At 69.4% G+C, this 17,714-nt stretch carries 24 protein-coding genes and 2 pseudogenes; 13 read left to right on the top strand and 13 right to left on the bottom strand.

What is annotated here, in order from left to right:
* Positions 1-104: 104 nt before the first annotated feature.
* The 6 genes and pseudogenes from ACFVUY_RS21765 to ACFVUY_RS21740 all read left to right on the top strand — a co-directional run.
* Positions 105-248 (top strand): annotated as a pseudogene (locus tag ACFVUY_RS21765) (hypothetical protein); the annotation flags it as partial.
* Positions 249-398: 150 nt separating this feature from the next.
* Positions 399-638, top strand: a complete 240-nt coding sequence (locus ACFVUY_RS21760) for a hypothetical protein (RefSeq protein WP_387732151.1) — start codon at positions 399-401, stop codon at positions 636-638.
* Between the two features lie 47 nt (positions 639-685).
* Positions 686-1,312: a methyltransferase gene (locus tag ACFVUY_RS21755; RefSeq protein ID WP_387732149.1), complete on the top strand. Its 627-nt coding sequence runs from the start codon at positions 686-688 to the stop codon at positions 1,310-1,312.
* Positions 1,299-1,631, top strand: coding sequence for a CDGSH iron-sulfur domain-containing protein (locus ACFVUY_RS21750; protein ID WP_387732146.1), 333 nt, complete (start codon positions 1,299-1,301; stop codon positions 1,629-1,631). Before ACFVUY_RS21755 ends, ACFVUY_RS21750 begins: the two co-directional genes overlap by 14 nt.
* Positions 1,589-2,560 carry an SDR family NAD(P)-dependent oxidoreductase gene (locus ACFVUY_RS21745; RefSeq protein WP_387732142.1) on the top strand — a complete coding sequence of 324 codons (972 nt, stop codon included), beginning with the start codon at positions 1,589-1,591 and terminating at the stop codon, positions 2,558-2,560. Before ACFVUY_RS21750 ends, ACFVUY_RS21745 begins: the two co-directional genes overlap by 43 nt.
* A 35-nt stretch (positions 2,561-2,595) precedes the next feature.
* Entirely contained in the window at positions 2,596-3,780 is a 1,185-nt protein-coding gene (locus ACFVUY_RS21740) for an alcohol dehydrogenase catalytic domain-containing protein (RefSeq protein WP_387732140.1), read from the top strand.
* A 255-nt stretch (positions 3,781-4,035) separates the two neighbouring features.
* Here the strand turns inward: ACFVUY_RS21740 and ACFVUY_RS21735 are convergent, their stop codons facing one another.
* From ACFVUY_RS21735 to ACFVUY_RS21700, 8 genes are all read right to left on the bottom strand, one after another.
* Positions 4,036-4,443, bottom strand: a complete 408-nt coding sequence (locus tag ACFVUY_RS21735; protein WP_387732137.1) for a gas vesicle protein K — start codon at positions 4,441-4,443, stop codon at positions 4,036-4,038.
* A complete protein-coding gene (locus ACFVUY_RS21730) occupies positions 4,440-4,682 on the bottom strand; it encodes a gas vesicle protein (protein WP_387732134.1) in 243 nt (80 codons plus the stop codon). Before ACFVUY_RS21730 ends, ACFVUY_RS21735 begins: the two co-directional genes overlap by 4 nt.
* Positions 4,679-5,482, bottom strand: a complete 804-nt coding sequence (locus ACFVUY_RS21725) for a GvpL/GvpF family gas vesicle protein (protein ID WP_387688657.1) — start codon at positions 5,480-5,482, stop codon at positions 4,679-4,681. The genes ACFVUY_RS21730 and ACFVUY_RS21725 overlap by 4 nt, the downstream gene beginning before the upstream one ends.
* Positions 5,479-5,913: a gas vesicle protein gene (locus ACFVUY_RS21720; RefSeq protein ID WP_387688659.1), complete on the bottom strand. Its 435-nt coding sequence runs from the start codon at positions 5,911-5,913 to the stop codon at positions 5,479-5,481. Before ACFVUY_RS21720 ends, ACFVUY_RS21725 begins: the two co-directional genes overlap by 4 nt.
* 39 nt (positions 5,914-5,952) lie before the next feature.
* On the bottom strand, positions 5,953-6,204 hold the full coding sequence (locus ACFVUY_RS21715) for a gas vesicle protein GvpG (protein WP_387688661.1): 252 nt from the start codon (positions 6,202-6,204) through the stop codon (positions 5,953-5,955).
* A gap of 13 nt (positions 6,205-6,217) precedes the next feature.
* Positions 6,218-6,931, bottom strand: a complete 714-nt coding sequence (locus ACFVUY_RS21710) for a GvpL/GvpF family gas vesicle protein (RefSeq protein WP_387732132.1) — start codon at positions 6,929-6,931, stop codon at positions 6,218-6,220.
* Between the two features lies 1 nt (position 6,932).
* Entirely contained in the window at positions 6,933-7,400 is a 468-nt protein-coding gene (locus ACFVUY_RS21705) for a gas vesicle structural protein GvpA (protein ID WP_387732130.1), read from the bottom strand.
* 71 nt (positions 7,401-7,471) lie between these two features.
* Entirely contained in the window at positions 7,472-7,849 is a 378-nt protein-coding gene (locus tag ACFVUY_RS21700; protein ID WP_387688667.1) for a gas vesicle protein, read from the bottom strand.
* 513 nt (positions 7,850-8,362) lie between these two features.
* Here ACFVUY_RS21700 and ACFVUY_RS21695 point away from each other — a divergent pair.
* The 4 genes from ACFVUY_RS21695 (at position 8,363) to ACFVUY_RS21680 (ending at position 11,240) form a co-directional block, all read left to right on the top strand.
* Positions 8,363-9,244: a histone protein gene (locus ACFVUY_RS21695; protein ID WP_387732128.1), complete on the top strand. Its 882-nt coding sequence runs from the start codon at positions 8,363-8,365 to the stop codon at positions 9,242-9,244.
* A gap of 3 nt (positions 9,245-9,247) precedes the next feature.
* Positions 9,248-10,282 (top strand): SRPBCC family protein, encoded by a 1,035-nt coding sequence (locus ACFVUY_RS21690; RefSeq protein WP_387732126.1) that lies wholly within the window; start codon positions 9,248-9,250, stop codon positions 10,280-10,282.
* 166 nt (positions 10,283-10,448) lie between these two features.
* The gene (locus tag ACFVUY_RS21685) at positions 10,449-10,622 is read left to right on the top strand and encodes a CsbD family protein (RefSeq protein ID WP_387688673.1); all 174 of its coding nucleotides are present in this window, start codon (positions 10,449-10,451) and stop codon (positions 10,620-10,622) included.
* A gap of 117 nt (positions 10,623-10,739) precedes the next feature.
* On the top strand, positions 10,740-11,240 hold the full coding sequence (locus ACFVUY_RS21680; RefSeq protein ID WP_387732123.1) for a hemerythrin domain-containing protein: 501 nt from the start codon (positions 10,740-10,742) through the stop codon (positions 11,238-11,240).
* A 239-nt stretch (positions 11,241-11,479) separates the two neighbouring features.
* On the opposite strand, the gene ACFVUY_RS21675 is transcribed toward ACFVUY_RS21680, so the two are convergent.
* Positions 11,480-11,845, bottom strand: a complete 366-nt coding sequence (locus ACFVUY_RS21675) for a DUF317 domain-containing protein (RefSeq protein ID WP_387732158.1) — start codon at positions 11,843-11,845, stop codon at positions 11,480-11,482.
* A 506-nt stretch (positions 11,846-12,351) separates the two neighbouring features.
* Between ACFVUY_RS21675 and ACFVUY_RS21670 the strand changes: the two are divergent.
* The 3 genes and pseudogenes from ACFVUY_RS21670 to ACFVUY_RS21660 all read left to right on the top strand — a co-directional run.
* Positions 12,352-12,447 (top strand): annotated as a pseudogene (locus tag ACFVUY_RS21670) (hypothetical protein); the annotation flags it as partial.
* Between the two features lie 143 nt (positions 12,448-12,590).
* Positions 12,591-12,983 (top strand): hypothetical protein, encoded by a 393-nt coding sequence (locus ACFVUY_RS21665; protein WP_387732121.1) that lies wholly within the window; start codon positions 12,591-12,593, stop codon positions 12,981-12,983.
* 577 nt (positions 12,984-13,560) lie between these two features.
* The gene (locus tag ACFVUY_RS21660; protein WP_387691195.1) at positions 13,561-13,818 is read left to right on the top strand and encodes a hypothetical protein; all 258 of its coding nucleotides are present in this window, start codon (positions 13,561-13,563) and stop codon (positions 13,816-13,818) included.
* On the opposite strand, the gene ACFVUY_RS21655 is transcribed toward ACFVUY_RS21660, so the two are convergent.
* The 4 genes from ACFVUY_RS21655 to ACFVUY_RS21640 form a co-directional block, all read right to left on the bottom strand.
* The gene (locus ACFVUY_RS21655; RefSeq protein ID WP_387732118.1) at positions 13,797-14,486 is read right to left on the bottom strand and encodes a hypothetical protein; all 690 of its coding nucleotides are present in this window, start codon (positions 14,484-14,486) and stop codon (positions 13,797-13,799) included. The genes ACFVUY_RS21660 and ACFVUY_RS21655 overlap by 22 nt on opposite strands.
* A 561-nt stretch (positions 14,487-15,047) precedes the next feature.
* A complete protein-coding gene (locus tag ACFVUY_RS21650; RefSeq protein ID WP_387732115.1) occupies positions 15,048-16,559 on the bottom strand; it encodes a relaxase/mobilization nuclease domain-containing protein in 1,512 nt (503 codons plus the stop codon).
* Between the two features lie 206 nt (positions 16,560-16,765).
* Positions 16,766-17,212 carry a plasmid mobilization relaxosome protein MobC gene (gene mobC / locus ACFVUY_RS21645; RefSeq protein WP_387732112.1) on the bottom strand — a complete coding sequence of 149 codons (447 nt, stop codon included), beginning with the start codon at positions 17,210-17,212 and terminating at the stop codon, positions 16,766-16,768.
* A gap of 266 nt (positions 17,213-17,478) precedes the next feature.
* Entirely contained in the window at positions 17,479-17,709 is a 231-nt protein-coding gene (locus ACFVUY_RS21640; protein WP_387691187.1) for a hypothetical protein, read from the bottom strand.
* Positions 17,710-17,714 lie beyond the last annotated feature (5 nt).

Here is a 17,714-nt window from a genome sequence, read left to right as displayed (position 1 = left end):
ACCACCTCGACCAGCAGGGCATCCCGCGCCTGCGTTCCTGGCGAGCCGTCAGTTGAGAGGACGGCGACCAAGATCCCCGACAGAGTCAAGCTGAGGCGGGCGCATTCCGGGTGGCGATCGAAGGAGAGGTGGCCCGGCCGCTCACCGCGTTGCCGGGGCCCGGCCGCCATACCTGCCTTCACGCCGTGCCACTGCCCTGGCCGGATGCTCGCGGCCCTCGGTTCCCGGGCGCCGTGCCGCACTCCTGAGCCGCCGGTGGGCGGCCGTTTACGGGCCGAGTTCCCGTCACCGCCGTGACACCGCCGATTGCCCGTGCACCCTCACGCCTGTGCACGCAGAGTAGTAGGACGCGCGGAACTCGCTGCTTCACTAAACCGACCTCACCAGGCCACGAACACGTGCCGGCAGACACCGTCCACGAGCAGCTCGTGCGCCGCACCGTCATCGCACCCCTGATCAGGGATGTCCCATCGATCGGCCCCGACATCGCCTTCGGCATCGCCGCCACCACCGCCGTGGAAGCGCGGTTCGGCCACGACCTGCTCACCTGCTGGCAGCACGGCCGAAGCTCACTGCGCACGCCGCTGCCGGACGCACCCGCAGCATCAGAGGAGACCTGGTGCCAGGGATCAAAGTGAGCGAACCGGGCAGACGCCACACCATGCTTCTCCTCAGACCTCCTGGCGTGTGTCCGGCCCAGGGCGACACCGCACTGCTCATCGAGGCACTACGCCGCGAACGGCCGGCGCCCGGATCCAGGCTCCTCGACCTCGGCACCGGCAGCGGCGCCGTCGCCCTGGTCGGCGCCGAACTCGGCGCCGCGGTGACCGCCGTGGACCTGTCCCGGCTCGCGTTGGCCACCGCGTGGGTGAACGCGCGCCTGCGCCAACTACGCCTCAAGCTCCGTCACGGCGATCTGACCTCGCCGGTGGCCCGCCGCCGCTTCGAGTTCATCGTCTCCAACCCGCCCAACGTCCCCTCGGCCCACAACGGCCCACCCCGGCGCGGCATCGCGCGGGCCTGGGAGGCCGGCCCGAGCGGGCGGCTGTTGCTCGACCGCATCTGCCGGCAGGCGCCGCGGCTGCTGACCAGGGGCGGGGTGTTGCTGATGATGCAGTCCTCCTTGGCGGACCCGGCCCCCACCGCCCGAGCACTCAACCGTTCCGATTTGCTGGCGGAAGTGGTGGCGGCTACCACTCAGCCGTTCGGCCCGGTCATGTCGCAGCGGGCCGGCTGGTTCGAGGACCGCGGGCTGATCGCCCCCGGCGAGCGGTCGCAGACCTTGGTGGTGGTGCGCGGTGCCCGGCCGTGACGAGCGGCCCGTCCCCCGGCTGCGGCTGACCGGCAGCGGCCCGGTGCTGGTCGACGGCCCGGGGGAGATCGTGATGCCCGACGGCCGCAGCATTCGCGCCGACCGTCCAATGACCGCGCTGTGCACCTGCCGCCGCAGCCACCGCTACCGTTCTGCGACACCAGCCGCCGCCACCACGACGAGAACCCGCAGGCGGCCACCTGAGCACGCTCGCCGCCGGCAGAGGGCTTCGCCGCGGGCCCTGTACAGACGAACGGAGAAGGGAGATGACCGGCGATGCCGAAGACAATCCCGACCACCGGACGGACCGCGCTGGTGACCGGCTCCTCACGGGGCCTCGGACTGCTGATCGCAAGCGAACTCGCCGCACGCGGCTGCCGCGTGATGCTCTGCGGGCGCAACGAGCTCGCCCTCGCACGGGCCGCCGCCGGGCTGCGCGGCCTGCCGGGAGCGGTGGCAACCACCCACTGCGATCTGACCTCGGACGAAGCACCCGCCAGGCTGCTGGCCGGGGTGCGCAACCACTTCGGAGCCGAGGTCGACCTCCTGGTGAACAACGCGGGCCTGATCCAGGTCGGCCCGCTCACCGCGCTCAACGAGCAGGACTTCCGGGCCGCGTACGAGCTGATGGCCTTGGCCCCGCTGCGGCTGGTCCAGGCCGTCCTGCCGGGCATGCTGGCCCGAGGGTCGGGGTCGATCGTGACCATCGGCTCGATCGGCGGACGGATCGCCGTCCCCCACCTGCTGCCCTACTCGACCGCCAAGTTCGCGGCGGTCGGGCTGTCCGAGGGCCTGGCCGCGGAGCTGGCACCCACCGGCGTCCGGGTCACGACGGTGATCCCCGGCCTGATGCGGACCGGTTCCCACAACGGTGCCGAGTTCGCCGGCCAGCCGGGCAAGGAGTACGCGTGGTTCGCGACAGGCGCCTCGCTCCCGCTGGTGTCGACGGACGCACGGCGTGCCGCCCGACGGATCGTGCGCGCCGTCGAACACGGCCGTCGGGAAGTCGTACTGACCCCGCTGGCGAAGGCCGGCGTGCTGGCCCACGGCCTGGCGCCCGCCGCCACCGGCCGCGCCCTCGCCCTGGCCGCCCGGCTGCTGCCGCCCGCGGGCGAAGCCCCGACCGCGCGCCGCTCCGGGGCCGAAGCGGCCCGGAACTACCGGGAGGGCGGCGTTCTCCACCGGCTCACCGCCCTCGGCGACCGGGCCGCCCACCGCAACAACGAGCCGACCGCGCAGTGGCGCTGAACCCCCAGCGGCGCCACGGGATTCGAGGAGGAACGATGAGAGCAGTCACCTGGCAGGGCCGCCGCAACGTCGAGGTCCGGAGTGTGCTCGATCCACGGATCGAGGAACCGACCGACATCGTCATCGAGGTCACCACCACCGGCCTGTGCGGCTCCGACCTCCACCTGTACGAAGTGCTCGGCGCCTTCCTGGACGCCGGCGACATCCTCGGCCACGAAGCCATGGGCATCGTGCGCGAGACCGGACCCGCCGTCCACGCGGTCACACCCGGGGAACGCGTGATCATCCCCTTCAACATCTCCTGCGGCACCTGCTTCATGTGTGTCCAGGGGCTCCAGTCCCAGTGCGAGACCACCCAGGTGCATGCCTACGGCACCGGCGCGGCCCTGTTCGGCTACACCAAGCTCTACGGACAGGTCCCCGGCGGACAGGCGGAGCTGCTGCGGGTGCCGTTCGGCAACACCCTGCCGGTCGTCGTCCCCCACGGGCCGCCCGACGACCGGTTCGTCCTGCTCACCGACGTGCTGCCGACCGCCTGGCAGGCCGTCGAGGACGCCGACATTCCGCAGGGCGGGAGCGTGGCGGTGCTGGGACTCGGCCCGATCGGCGACATGTGCACCCGCATCGCGGCCCACCGGGGTGCTGGCACCGTGATCGGGGTGGACCTGGTACCAGAGCGGCTCGACCGGGCCCGGCAGCGCGGAGTCGAGGTACTCGACCTCGCCGAGCTCGGCAACGGGGTCGTCACGGCGGCCCGCGACCTGACCGGCGGCCGCGGCCCCTGCGCGGTGATCGACGCGGTCGGCATGGAGGCCCACGGCTCCCCCGCCGCCACCGCCGCCCAACGGATGACATCGCTCCTGCCCGACGCACTCGCCGCCAGGCTGATGTCCCGGGTCGGCCTGGACCGCCTGCACGCCCTTCACCTCGCCGTCGACATGGTCCGGCGCGGCGGCACCCTCTCCCTGTCCGGCGTGTACGGAGGCATGACCGACCCCCTGCCGCTGCTCACAATGTTCGACAAACAGCTCACCGTGCGGATGGGCCAGGCGAACGTGCTGCGCTGGATGCCCGACCTGCTGCCGCTGGTCACCGATGGCGACCCGCTGGGCGTCGAGCAGTTCGCCACCCATCACGTACCCCTCTCCGAGGCGCCCGCCGCCTACGAGATGTTCCAGGGCAAGCAAGACGGCGCGGTGAAGGTCCTCTTCATACCGTGAGGTGAAGCCGGGCAGCCGTTCGGGGCGCAGGCGAAGCAGCTGACGCCTGCGGAGAGCGGGTGGCGCTCGGCTTCCGTGATGTGCCCTTGCGTATCGGCAAGGACGGTCGTGGGAGCCGGGTGGCGTGGAGGCAGGTGGGACGTTCCGGGTCACAACTGGGGTTGAGAACTCCGGGTGGTTCGGCTGCGGCCCGGCGGGCAGGGCGCCTGCCCGCCGGGCCGGTCCTGGCCTCCGTGCAGGCTTGCCGTTGCTGGGCTACTCGACTGGTGGGAGCAGGGGTCCCAGTGGTCCCAGGTCGAGGTTGAGGTCCTGCATGGTCAGTCCGTACCGGGCGCAGAGCTCGGTCATGCGGTCGTGCAGGGCCATGAGGGTGGCGCCCAGGTCCTCCTCCTGGTCCTCGGTGAGATCGCCGGCCTCGACGCGGTGGAGCGCCTGGCGTTCCATGAGCTGACGCAGGAGTTCGACGAGCGTGAGGACGAGTCTCATCAGGTCCCGTTCCACACTCTCGGGGTCGGTGGTGATCCTGCGCGGGATCTGCTGTGGGGAGCCGCGATCCGGGGGTGGGCTGTCGTGCGGGGTGGCTGGCAGGAGCCGGAACGCGCGGGTGGCGGCTTGGGAGATTTCGTCGTAGCGGTCGGGGTGGCCGGGTCGGTCGGCGGTCATGGGGGCTCCGTCCGCCTGGCGGTGCCGGCGACGCCCCAGGGGGCGGGATTCTGTTCACTGATCGACACGATGAGGGCGCGCAGCGAGATTCGGACGAGGTCGATGTCGGCGATGGACAGGACGAGGTCTCCGGTGAGGACCACCCCACCGCTGAGCAGTCGGTCCAGCAGGTCGATGAGCGCGACCTGCTGCTGTGGCAGGGCAGTCCTGGATCTGTCCGGGCCGCGGTCGGGGTTCACGATGCGCTCGTGCCTGGATCGGGCAAGGTGGCGAAGGAATAGGGGGCCCAGGGGCCGGTGACGTCAACGCGGACCCCGGTGAGGCCGTCGGTGGCCCGCATGGCCTCCACCCGGAATACGTCGACGTGGGCGGCCGGCACGAGGTAGGCGTCGTTGCTGACGTTGATCCCCGGTCCGGTCGCCAGCTCGCCTTCCTGGATACGGTGGCGGGCCCGCTCGACGGCGTGGACGCGGGCGATCGCTGTGATCCGTGCTGCCGCCTGCTCGGCCGCCTGACGGGCGCCGTTGCGTGAATCCTGCTCCGCGCGGCGGTGGCGCAGGTAGGCGCGCCCCGGGCTGAGTGCCGCTCCAGGAGCATTCGCCTCTGCGGTCGGGGTGTCGTACGCGGGGTCGACGTAGAGCTTGACGCCCATCTCCACATGACCGTCCAGGTGCTCCAGTCTTTCCAGGAACAGCGTCTGCCGGTCGTGGAGCATGGCGCGTACCCGGCCCTCGTCGAGATAGACCGTCGCCAGGCGCAGTGGGAGGACGGTGGCACGTGCCGCGAACGCCTCGATGACGCCGTGGTGTGCCCGGGCAAGTGCTTCGAGCCAGCCGATGTCCTCCAGGTGCTCGCGCAGTGCTGTCTCGTTGAAGTGGCCCTCGGGAACGGGGCTGACCATCGCCACCAAAGCGGCGTCGTGGCTGGACGGCACGAGGCGGACCGGTGCGTTGGCGACACCGGTGATGGGTTTCGTCGCTCTCAGCAGGGCACTGTTCCGGGCAGCGGCGTAGACGTAGGTGAGCGACCCGGCGGTCATGTGTCACCTCGGGGGGACCGTGGACGAGTGGTTGCGCGTGTCGAACGGCGCGGCTGGGACGTCTCGTGAGGCCTGTCGGCGGGAGGCAGTGCTGCGTCGGCACGCATCGTCTCGATCTGTTCGCGCAGACGTCGGTTCTCCTCTTCGAGGGAGGAGGGACTGTTCCTGGCCTGGGAGGACAGTGAGGGATCGTGTTCCCACCAGTCGATGCCCATCTCCTTGGCCTTGTCCACGGAGGCGATGAGCAGACGCAGCTTGATGGTGAGCAGTTCGATGTCGAGGAGGTTGATCTGGATGTCGCCGGCGATGACGATGCCCTTGTCCAGGACGCGTTCCAGGATGTCGGCGAGGTTGGCTGACGAGGGCTGGTCGTAGGGCGGGGCAGCTCGGGAGGGGAGGGAGCCGAGACGATTGGCCAGGGGGTCTGTCACGGTGTGCTGCCCTCCTCTTCTCGTTGGGTGGGCACCTGGTCACTGCTCTCGGCGCTGGGCGTGGGCTCTGATCTCGTCGAGACGGTCCAGGAGTTCGTCCTCGCGGCGGTCGAAGGTCTCCTCGTCGATCTGGCCGGCCAGGAGGGCCCTCTCCAGCGCGGCGAGTTCCTGTTCGACCGGAGCAGGGTCGTAGTACTCGTTCTCGGCGGCCTCGACGACGCGCTCCAGTACCCAGACTGTGCCGCGCACGGGTGCCAGCGGGAGGGTGAGGATCTGGGTGAGCAGTCCCATGGTTTCGCGCCTCTCAGACGAAGCTGTAGACGGGCAAGGGGCCGTTCAGCCGGAAGTCGCAGTCGGCGCCCAGTTCACTCGCGATGCCCTTCTCCGCGGCGAGGAACAGCTCCCGATGCGCGTCGTCCACCAGGAAGGAGATGTTCAGGAAGTCTTCCCCGGTGGGATCGGAGGCCCGTTCCTGACGGGCGTGGGGGCGCAGCGCCTCGGTAATGCCGGAGGCCAGGGCCTCCTGGCGGGCGAGGACTTCCTGGGCGACGAGCTCGCCGAGGGCTAGCGGAAGGTCAGGGCTGCCGGCGCCGGCCTTGATGGCGTCGTTGAGCTGTCGGGCCTGGGGAGATTCCTGCAGGATCTGCCGCAGTAGGACGTCCTCGTCGATGGAGGCCTTGAGGTGGTACTCGGCGCAGCCTTCCAACTCGGCCAGGCGCTGGATGTACTCGTCGCGATGCTGCGCCAGGGCGGCGCGCACAACGTCGTCGTCGGAGGCGGTGAGGCCGAAGCGCAACGGCAGGACTGTGCCGTGGGCCATCAGACGTTCCTGAACGGCCTGGTGGGCCATCAGGTCGCGGCGTTTGGGACGGAGTTCCTGAGGCGCGTCACTGACGACGGCGCACAGGGAGCCCGCACTGACGGCGCGAAGTGCGGTGGGATCGGGGCCAACGCCGACCAGGCCTTCCAGGTTGCGCGCGTGGTCGGCGGCGGTGATGGAGTAGACGTAGACGGCCATGTCATTCGTCCCGCCGTCTGGTGGCCCGGCGCGTGGGCCTGGTGCGCTTCGGCGCGGGCTCCTTCTCCTCCTGGTCCTGGTCCTGGTCCTCGTTCTCATCCTCGTTCTTGTCGCCCCCGAGGTGGAGGGCCTCGGCGGCGGTCTCGACGGCACCGCTGAGTGCGCCCTTGCTCTTGCCGCGTGCGCCGCCCTCGGTGACCTCCCCGACGATGTCGGTGAGCTGGGCCGGGGCCTTGCGCCCGGATTCCAGGTCGAGACGGTTGCAGGCCTCGGCGAACCGCAGGTATGTGTCGACGCTGGCGACGACGATCCGAATGTCGATCTTGAGGATCTCGATGCCGACCAGCGATACGCGGATGAAGACGTCAATGACCAGACCGCGATCAAGGATCAGTTCGAGGATGTCGTAGAGATTTCCGGTGTTCCCGCTACGGGAAACACTGGCTGCGGGTTGCGGCACCACAGTCACGGTGCCTCCCTTCGGCGGCCCGCTGTCGCGATGGACGCGATTGCGTCCGCTTCGTCGCGGCACGAGGTTTGTCAGGTGCGGCGGTCGATCTGTCCGCGGGTGTAACGGCGGATCCGCTCGTACGACTGCAGTTCGCCTGCCTTGTCGAGCGTCACCCGGTAGCTGGCCAGCACACTGGTCGTCTCGGGAATGCGTTCCAGCTCCACCACCTCCACATCGGCCTGCCACCCTTCCTCCGTGGGCTTCAGCGCTGACACCGACTCGGGGACGCGGCCGAGGAGTTCTGCCAGTTGCTCGGAGGCGTTACGCATGGCGCGCATCGCCGAAACGGGCCTGCGGGTACGCCGCGTCGACGACTCGCTCGGTCTGCCCTCGGCGGCACCGCGCGAGCGGGTCGAGTGCGCGCCGGCCCTTCCAGGCCTCGCGTCCTCCTCCTTGCCTGCGGCCATGTTCTCTCTTCGGTTCGGAGACGACATTCTGACCATCAGGTGAACGTATGCCCGATATGCCCCAATACTATCCGTCGATCACTACTGGAGAGTGCTCTCCTCCGCACCTGGTGATGGCTGCAACGGCTGCTGCCACCCTCGCGCACCGGAAGCTCGCCGCTACTGAACGTGGCTTTCAGTTGCGAGGAGCGGTGCTGTGGGCGGGGCCTTCGGCACCCCAGGGTGCGCCGGGCCGGTGTCCTGCCAGACTGGGAAGGCGGGGCGCCAACGTCACCAGAGCCTGCGGCGCGGGCACGGGACTCGCGGTCCGGAGACCACGCTCCGGCCCAGGGCCCGGACACGGCGCAAGCTGCTGCAATCGACGCACCGCTGCGGGAGGGGTGCCTCCCCGTGAGGCGAGCGCCGCCGACTGGAAGTCCTGCGGCCCTGGCCCAGCAACGACACCAAAGAGCCCCTTTCGCTGGTGGCGATGGCGATCCCTCCAGAAGGGGCGAGTGCCGGAAAGGGATGACCATGAAGGACGCCACCAAGGTTGCCGTGGCAGCCGCTGTCGCAGGCGGATACGTGCTCGGACGCGCGAAGAAGGGGCGCCTCGCGTTCGCCGCCGCCACCTACCTCGCAGGGCGCAGGTTCGGACTGGACCCGCGCCAGCTGGCCACCGAGGGCCTGCGCAGGCTCAGCGAAGTCCCGCAGGTCGCCGAGCTGAACCAACAGGTCCGCGGCGAGCTGCTGGACGTCGGCAAGAAGGCGCTCGTTGCAGCCGCCGACCGCCGCATCGGCGAGTTCGCCGACACCCTGCGGGAGCGCACCCTCAGCATCGGCAGTCCGAAGGACGAGGAAGAGGAGGCCGACGAGGAGGAGGAAGAAGAGCCGTACGACGAGTACGAGTCGGAGGAGGACGAGGAGGAACCAGAGGAGGACAACGGGCCCGAGGACGGCGCGGACGATGAGCCGGAGGAAGGCGAAGACGTCGAAGACGAGTCGGAGGAAGAGGAAGAAGCTCCCGAGGAGGAGCAGCGGCCGGCCAGGCCCCCACGTCGACGCCGGACCGCGAGCAGCGACGACGAGCGGCCGCGGACCTCCCGTGCAGCACCTAGCAAGTCCGCACCCAAGGCCGCTCGCAGGCCGGCCAAGAAGGCCGCGTCACCGGCCAAGAAAACGGCTCCGGCGGCGAAGAAGGCACCGGCCAAAACCACTTCCTCGGCAAAGCGGTCACCGGCCCGGTCGTCCGCCTCGAAGACCGCCGCGTCGAAGCCCGCAGGTAAGAAGGCGGCCGCACCGGCGAAGAGGGCGCCGGCCAAGAAGGCTCCGGCGGCGAAGAAGGCTGCGGCGAAGACGACATCCGCGAGCAAGAGCACTGCTGCCAAATCGTCTACGCGTACCCGGCGGAGGTGAGCCATGGCCGCCACGGAAGAGAAGTCCGAGGACGACAAGTCCACGGACACGTCGGGGGTCGACCGACTGCGCGAAGAAGCCGTCAACTACCTCGGTGCTCAGCTGGAGCACCTGGTGGAGATGGCCGGCGACAAGGTCTCCGACCTCACCGACACCCTTGGCGACGTCGTAGAGAACGGCGGCATTCTGCCCAAGGTGGGTGCCCGTGTCCTGCAAGGCGACTCCCCGGCCAAGGCTCTCATCGGCGAAAAGGCCAAGAGCGTCAAGGACAACATCGTCAACAAGGCCAAAGAGGCCTTCGGCGGCGGCGGCGGAAAGCCCGGCCGCAAGGCCGGCAAGAAGACCATGAACATCGTCGAGACCCTGGACGTCGGCGTACCGCTGCGGACCGCCTATGACCACTGGACCCAGTACGAGGATTTCAGCGGCTTCGCCAAGGGCGTTCAGAGCGTCTCCCAGGGCGACGAGGTGACCACCGACTGGAAGGTCAAGGTCGGACCCTCGAAGCGCAGCTTCAAGGCGACCGTCCAGGAGCAGATACCGGACGATCGCATCGTATGGACCTCCGAAGGAGCCAAGGGCAGCACCCGCGGGGCCGTCAGCTTCCACGAGATCACCCCCACCCTGACCCGCATCGTCCTCGTCGTGGAGTACTACCCCAGCGGCTTCTTCGAGAAGACCGGCAACATCTGGCGTGCCCAGGGCAGGCGCCTGCGCCTGGACTTCAAGAACTTCCAGCGGCACGTCTCACTCACCAACGACGAAGCAGAGGGTTGGCGCGGAGAAATCCGCGACGGCGAGGTCGTCCGCACCCACGACGAAGTCATGGAAGAGGAGGAGGCCCGCCAGGAACGCCCCGAGGATGACGAATACGACGAGGACGGCGGACCCGAGGACGAGTACGACGACGGTGAGGAACCAGAGTACGACGAAGACGACGGCGAGGAACCCGAGGACGAATACGAGGAGGACGAGGACGAATACGAGGAAGACGACGGACCCGAGGAAGAGGAGGAGGACCGCGACAGTCTCCGTTAGACAGACAGGTACGGGGCCGCGTTCCCATGCAGGGGGAAAACCGGTCGGCCGGGGACGCCGATGGAGGCGATGAGGAGCGAGACGGGAAAGCAGCGGTGCACTTGTCCTATGTGGGTAGAAGGAGGATGAAGTGCGGGGGTAGGCAGAGGGGGTGGAGGAGGTCCGCATGAGCGCGGGAAAGAAGATCAAGCACACGACCGAAACCGCGAAGGGCAAGGTCAAGGAGGCTACCGGCAAGGCGGTCGGCAACGAGAGCCTCGTCGTGAAGGGCAAAGCCCAGCAGGTCAAGGGCGACATGGCGCAGGCCGGCCAGAAGACCAAGGACGCGCTGAAGCACTAGACCACCAGCGCCTTACCCGCGGCGGCGCAAGCCGCCGCGGAAGTTCGACCGAACCACTCCCGTACGGCAGGTCGATCGAACTCATCCAGACCCACCAGCCAACTGAGAGGACCCGACATGACCACCGACGCCATCGTCCTCCTCAAGGAGGACCACAAGGAAATTCGGCAGCTCTTCCGGGCGTTCGAAGCCGCCGACGGCAGCGACAGGGCCGTTAAGGCCGACGTCGTCAGCAAAATAGTGGAGGCCTTGACTGTTCACACCTACATCGAGAACGAGGTCATGTATCCCAGCGTCCGCGATCTCGTCCCCGAACTTGAGAGCGACATCCTGGAGTCTTTCGAGGAGCACCACGTTGCCGATGTCCTGTGTGCGGAACTGGACGCGATGGACTCGGACGACGAGCGTTTCGACGCAAAGACCACGGTCCTCATCTCGTCCGTCGGCCAACACATCGAGGAAGAGGAGGGCGAGTGGTTCCCCAAGGTACGGGACGCCCTGGGTCGTAAGGAGCTTCAAGAGATTGGCGCGCGCATGCTCGAAGTCCGTGCCACCGCTCCCAAACGGCCACAGCAGCCCAGCGCGTTGAAGAAGGCCGCCGACGCCCTCCTGGGATAAGCGGGGAGCCGTCCACCTCGCACCATAATCGGAACCGCGCCCGCATCGGGCCCCGGCCCGCATCGGGACCCGCCGTCCTGCCCTCCGTACAGGGATCAGGGTTGCCTACCGGGGCGCTGGGGGCGGCGGTTCAGCGCAGAACGACCTGGGGCAGGACCCAGACGCCGTCGTCAATTGGGCGGCCTGCCTGCCAGCCGATCACGCCCTGAACGGGCTGCTTGCGCCGCCCCCGCGGCAGTTCAAGTCGCCTCCAACTGCACCCATATAGCGACTCTATGGAATCGACCTACTCTCCTTACCCCAGTGACCAGTGCGAGGTTCCCCTCCTGTACGGCGGGACAGCAAGGCTGGCTGGCCCTCATCCGAGGCCATGCCCCCATCGTCTCCGCGCGCGTCTTCAGGGGGCCGGCGGTGCGCTCGTCGAGCCAGGTGTCGTCGTCCGCGCTGTACATGGTGGCGAGTTCGGTGGTGACGGCCTTGACGAGCTCGATCGGGGTGCCGTCGGAGAAGTTCGCGACCCAGCGGGCTCGCGAGAAGGGGTCCGGGGCGACGGTGATATTCCACAGGGTGTTCCAGTCCTGTTCGGGGATGAACCCGATGCGGATGCGTCCGTCCGTGGTGGCGAAGAAGTTGCCGAGGTCGTCGTGGTGCCGTTCGGTGTGCGGCAGGTCGAGGATGGGTTGGAGCGCGGGGTCGCCGATGTGCAGGCTTCCGGCCAGGTAGACCGGGTGGACGTGGACGTCGCCGTCGATGTCCGTCCAGTGTCGGGGGGCGGGGTGGTGCTCAGGTCGTCCTTCCTGTTGATCGGGTGGCGGCGGCCAGTGCCGCTACGGCGGCTGCGGCCCACCCACGGGTGTCGTCAAAAGACGTGACCCGGCGAGCACTGCGCTACCGGAGCGTAATGTTCCAACCGCCCTTGGTGATCAAATCTCGCATTTCCACCCCCAAAACCCAGCAACTGAGGTACCGACACCCCAACGTCCCGCCGAAGGGGGATCACCCAGACGGGGCATCGCACCACACCTGTTGCACACGGTAGCCTCGCTCGCACCGCTGCTGAGCTGCGCAAACCTGCGCCTTCGGGCCCCGCGCCACACTCCAGCCCTGGAGAAAGAAGGTCTACGCCCTCCTGATCGAGGCCCTGCAACATGCGGGCAAGGCCGGCCTGGCGATGTTCGCGATGCGCGGCAAGGAGTACCTGACCGCTGTCGCTCCGAGGACGGGTCGCTGGAGCTGCACACCATGCACTTCGCCGACGAGGTCCGCAACCCCCGCACGGAGGTCGGCGAACCGCCGGAGAAGGTGAGGCTGTCCCCGAAAGAGGTCGAGACCGCCGAGTAGCTGATCGGCATGCTCGGCGTCGACTGGGACCCCTCGCAGTGGCACGACACCTACGAGGAGCAGGTGAAGAAACTCGTCGAGGACAAACTCGCCGGCCGCCAGACCCCCGTCTCCACCGGACCAGCCCCCGAGGCCACCAACGTCGTCGACCTCATGGACGCCCTGCGCTGCAGCCTGGACAGCGCCCGCAAGGACGAGCCCGCCGCCAAGACGAAGGAGAAGCCGCCCGCCCGGGCCCGCCGTTCCCCGAAGTCGGCCACAGGCTCGAAGGCCACCTGCGCCAAGACCGCCGCGGGGAAGAAGCGGACGGGCGCCACCGGCAAGCGGCAGCTGTCCCAGCTCACCCGGGCCGAGCTCTACCAGCGCGCCACCGACCTCGACATCCCCACCGCTCCACCATGACCCGCGACCAACTCCAGCACGCCCTCGAACAGGCCGGACGCCGCCACCGGGCCGCGTCCTAGCACGGCAACAGCAGCCGCGCCGTGGTCACGGCGCGACTGCTCTGCTCGGCGGCCCGGTGGTGCTGTGATGGGGCGGGGCTCGACCCGGTTGGTTGGGATCCGACCCCCGGCGAACACGGCCAGGTGCGGACCGATGACCAGCACCGTGACGACCGAGACCGGCTCGCCCCGGTCGGTCTTCTCGTCCGGGGCGAGCCGGTGAGGGAAGCCCTGGCAACATGTCGCTGATCGGCTCGGCCAGAACCGGCGAGCCGGCCGAGGGAGACCGTCGGCCGGGCCCCAGGTCCAGTAGAGCGGCGACAACCGGCTCGACCTGGTCGAGCCGGTCCACCGGCACCCGGCGCAGCAGCTGGGCGGCGAGCTCGGCGTCCAGGCGCTCGGCGTAGCCGGGGAAACCGTGGCCAGTGGGCAGCGCTGCGCGCGCTTGCGGGAGCGTGTCCATTGGCGGCAGACCGTGGAGGCACACCGCACGGTGCTGGGGCGGGCGGCCGACGCCGTCGAGCACAGGCGGCGAAGTGACCATCAAGGAACCCGGGACGACCGTCAAGGAATCCGCCCGCCCGCTGCGGGAGGGCCATGAAGGTACGGCGGGGCGCAGCCGGACACGAATCCGCTTCCGCGTGCGATTGGCTGCCGTGGGCAAGCGGCAGAAGACCTTCGCGGTGTGGAGCGCCGCAACGCGGGACGCGGCCGAGGCCTTTGCGTTGCCCGCATTGCGCCCAGGACCTGCGACCGGCAACGTCGCGATGGGCTACGACATGGCCAGGAACTGAATGTCGTCTTCGGCTTTGTAAGGGGTGCACCAGGTGTTTCCGCCGCAGCTCCAGCCGTTGTTGATGTCGTATTCGACTTCTCTTTCCGACACGCCGCTGATGTCGATCAGCAGGGCAGGGGCGAAGGACTGCTCCTTGACAGTCCCCGTGTCGACAGGATTTAAAGCAAAGAGAAGAAGAACTTTCTCCACGGGGGCGAACGTGTCGAGATTTCCACCGAGGAGGTCGAAGGCGGCAATCGGGTTGAAGTTCGACGTGCGGTTGTTCCGCTGGGCGATTCCACACGTGAATTCGTTCGTGGTGGTGTTGCTGATCCCGATTTTACCTTTGAGTTCAGGGTCGTCCTTGACCTCTCCGTCTCCGGATTTCCCCGTCACGTCGAGGCGCTGGCCGAGTGTGATGTCGTAGCTGTTGCTCGTGGTGATCTTGCCGTCCACAACGATCTCGTCCTGGGAGGTGTACGCCTGGTACTTCTGGTCCCAGCCGATCGTCGTCGTCAGGGCGTACTTGTCCGTGCTGAACCAGACGAGCGGCTTCGACCCCACCCAAGGGCTTCCGTTGCCGGCCTTGAAGCCGTAAAGAAGGTAGCCATCACGTTCGAGATAATCGACGGTCTGCTGGCTCATCGTGATGGTGACGGTGTAGTCGTATTCTTCTTCCCCGGGCAATTCGGTTTCCTTTCAGCGTGTTTTTCAGGGGGATCCCCAACAATGGCTAGGTACCCCGTCCGGCTGCAGTTTGGTCCCGGGTCGGCTCTGTATGCCTTGGAGTACACCTGGATCGCCGAGCGACTTGATCTGTTCGAGTGGGAAGGCTCGGCCAGGCTCATCCCACAGGGCGCCACGCACGGCTCTGCTACCCCAGTCCGGGCGTGGCGCCGATCCGGGAGGCTCGCCGCCGCATGCCCCCTTCCCGGGGCACCTCCCCTCGGCGGGGAAGGCCCCCCGGTAACCTGAACGGTCGCGGTGGGCACCCGCTCACTGCGGCCCCGCTTCAATGCGAAAACAAGCAGCGGCACGGAACACATCGCCACGATGGTGGCGAGCGATTCGCTGGCGCGCAGGGTGTAGCAGCGCAGCAGCCAGTCGCGGTCGGCCGCGCTGGTAGCTCGGTGCCGCTGGTCGTCGGCGGCGATCGGGCGGGGCAAGGGCGGTCTCCTGCGGGGGTGCGGCGGCGTGGGGTTGGTACGGCCGCCGACGGAGCCCTGGTGGCGTCCGTCGGCAGCCGAGTCAGCGGCGCTGCCGCGAGGGGGCAGCGGGTGCGGCAGGAGTGGGCGGGGTCACCGCGCTGGTGCTCCGGTGCGGCTTGCCGGCGGCGGGGTGGGGCAGCTTCGCGAGATGTCGCACGCGCCAGGTCAGCACTGCGGTGACCGACCCGGCGGTGTCCAGTTCCCGCCAGGAGCGGGCGCGCTCCAGCAGGGTGTCGGGGTCGTGCCCGGCGGCTTCCGCCTCGACGAGGGCGGCGGCCAGGGCGTCGAACTCCGGCTCGGCGAGCATCCGCCGGCCGCCCTCGCCCGGTACCGCACGCCGCACGGCCTGCTCTTGGCGTTCGCGCACCGCGGCGGGAAGCTGCCGGCCGTGCTCGCGCAGGGCGCCCAGCGGCTGGCGGGCAGCCAGCCGGTACGCCGCCCGCAGGCTGTCGGCCGCCGCGTGGGCGGCGTCGGCCTGCTGCAGGTGGCCCTGCTTGGCGTGCCAGCGACCGGCCGCGATGACGAGCAGGATCAGCGCCGCCAAAGCGCCCGCGGCAGCGGTGGCGTCCGGGCCCCGGTTGGTGGTGTAGCCGCCGGACAGCACCTCACGGGCAACGGCCCGCAAGGAACGGGAGTCGGCGTTCGCGGCCCGCACGTGCGAGCGCGAGGCCCGCTCGTAGGCGCGGGCCGCGGCCAGCAGCTCGGCCTTCTGCGCGGGCAGGGCCGTGGCCGCCAGGGCGTCGAGCACCTCCCCGGTCGCCTCGACCACCCCGGCCACGGCCTCAGGCTCGCCGTCCAGGAGGTCGATCGCCTCCAGGGCCGTGTCCGCCGCCCGGAGTCGAGCGGCCGCCGCCGGAGAGCGGCGACCGGTCGGTGTACGGGCACCGCTGTCCTCTGGTGCGGGACGGGCCGTCTCCAGCTGGCCCGTGCCGTGGGCGAGGCGGCGGCGGATCTTGGGCAGGGTCAGGTCGGGTGCGAGTTTGTACCCGCCGAACCACACCGGCTCGCCGGTCTGGTCGTGTTCTCCGACGACGGCGACGCTGTAGCCGAGGGTGTCGCCGGACGGGCCCACCTTGCGGTTGACCAGCACACCGGTTGTCTCCAGCCGGGCGAAGAACTCGGCCTCGTCCCGGGCACCGGCGAGGGCCTGGCGGACCGCGTCGCGCAGCTGTTGCCGGCTCGTGTTCGCCTCGCCGAGACGCTGGGCCTTGTGCTTCTCACGGTTGGTGGGCTCTTTCGCGGCCGTGCCGTCACCAGGGTTGAGCTCACGCAGCCCCCACTCCCGTTCGATTCTGCGGCATTCGGCCTGGGCCCGGCGGAAGTCGAACTCGATGTCCGCCTTCCGCAGGTCGCCGCGCACGATGGTGGCGGCGATGTGGATGTGGTCCTCGGCATGCCGCACAGCGACCCACCGGCAGCCGTCCGGGTCACCCTCCTCCGCGATGCCGGTGGCCGCGACCACCCGGCGCGCCACCACCGCCCACTCCTCGTCGCTGAGCAGCCGGTCTCCGGGAGCCGTACGGACCGAGCAGTGCCACACGGGCTTCTTCAACCGGCGCCGGGGACCGCGCTGGTCCACCCGCAGGTCGAGGGACGTCTGGAGCTGCTTGATCGTGGCGTTCGGGTCGCGCCCCGGGTCCGAGGCGAAGCCGTCCCAGGAGGCGACGAGGTGCGGGTCGGTGTGCTCGTCCTTGCGCCCAGGGCCGTAGAGGTAGGACAGGAGACGGTACGTCCGGTCCCCGCGGGTGATGTTGGGTATCAGTGCGTCTTCCGCTGCTTGAGGAGACCGGCCGCCGTGGAGTCGACGGTGGCGACGGCACGGCGGACCGCGCTCAGCGCGGCGACCAGGTCCGTCGGGTGCGGGAGACCGCCGGCGTTCAGCTCTCTGGCGATCTGGTTGACGTTGTTGCCGACGCGGGCGGTCTGCCGGCGCGCGGCGGCGAGTTCGTCGATCGCACGGTCGAGCTGATCGTCTGGGTTGCGGGCGGCATCGGGGTGGGACGCGGCAGTGAGTGCGGCGCTCGCGACGAAGCGGGCGACGGTCTCGGCGCGTTCGGTGGCGGCGCTGCGGATCAGGGCTTGCTCGTCGGTGCTCACGCGGATCGTCAGGAAGCGTTGGCGCTGCTGTGGGTCGTGGAAGCGGCGACGCGGGCGGCGTGCTGCGTTCGGCTCGTCGGCGTCGGCGACGGGCTCGGCGACGGTCATCTCGGGCTGTTCCTGTCGGTTGTTGTGCCCGCCGCTGCCCCCTGGCTGCGGCGAGCCGAGTGTCGGGGTCGAGCGCCCCCGCTCGGCCTCGGCTCTCGGCTCTTCCCCCGGCCGCTCGGGCGGGGGCGAGCCCGTGGAGTGTCCGATAGGACACTCCACGGGGATAGCTCGCTCCGCCGTAGGTGGCAACGCGCCCGGGTTCCAGAGCGGTTGGCGGCGGACGGAGGTAGGGCTCCGTCGACGCCGCGGGCCGGGAGTACGGTCGGTCAGAAGTCGCCGCTGGCCAGGCCGCGGGCGGCGAACTCGGAGATCAAGTGGTCCATGACCAACTTCTCCGCCTGCTCGCCGCTGAGGGGCTCGACCGGTCCGTCGGCGGACCGGCGGACCTCCCACCGGCCGTTGCCCAGCAGTTGGGCACTGCTGATGTGGTGGTGACGAACCAGAACGGCCATGAAGTCGGCGACGAGGTTCCGGTCCGCCAGCACGGTGGTGCTCATGTGGA

Origin of the sequence: Kitasatospora sp. NPDC058063, from assembly GCF_042885395.1 — a bacterium.
Classification (GTDB): Bacteria; Actinomycetota; Actinomycetes; order Streptomycetales; family Streptomycetaceae; genus Kitasatospora; species Kitasatospora lactacystinica.
The sequence above is the reverse complement of the archived record's forward strand: the minus strand, read 5'-3'. Positions and strand labels throughout refer to the sequence as shown.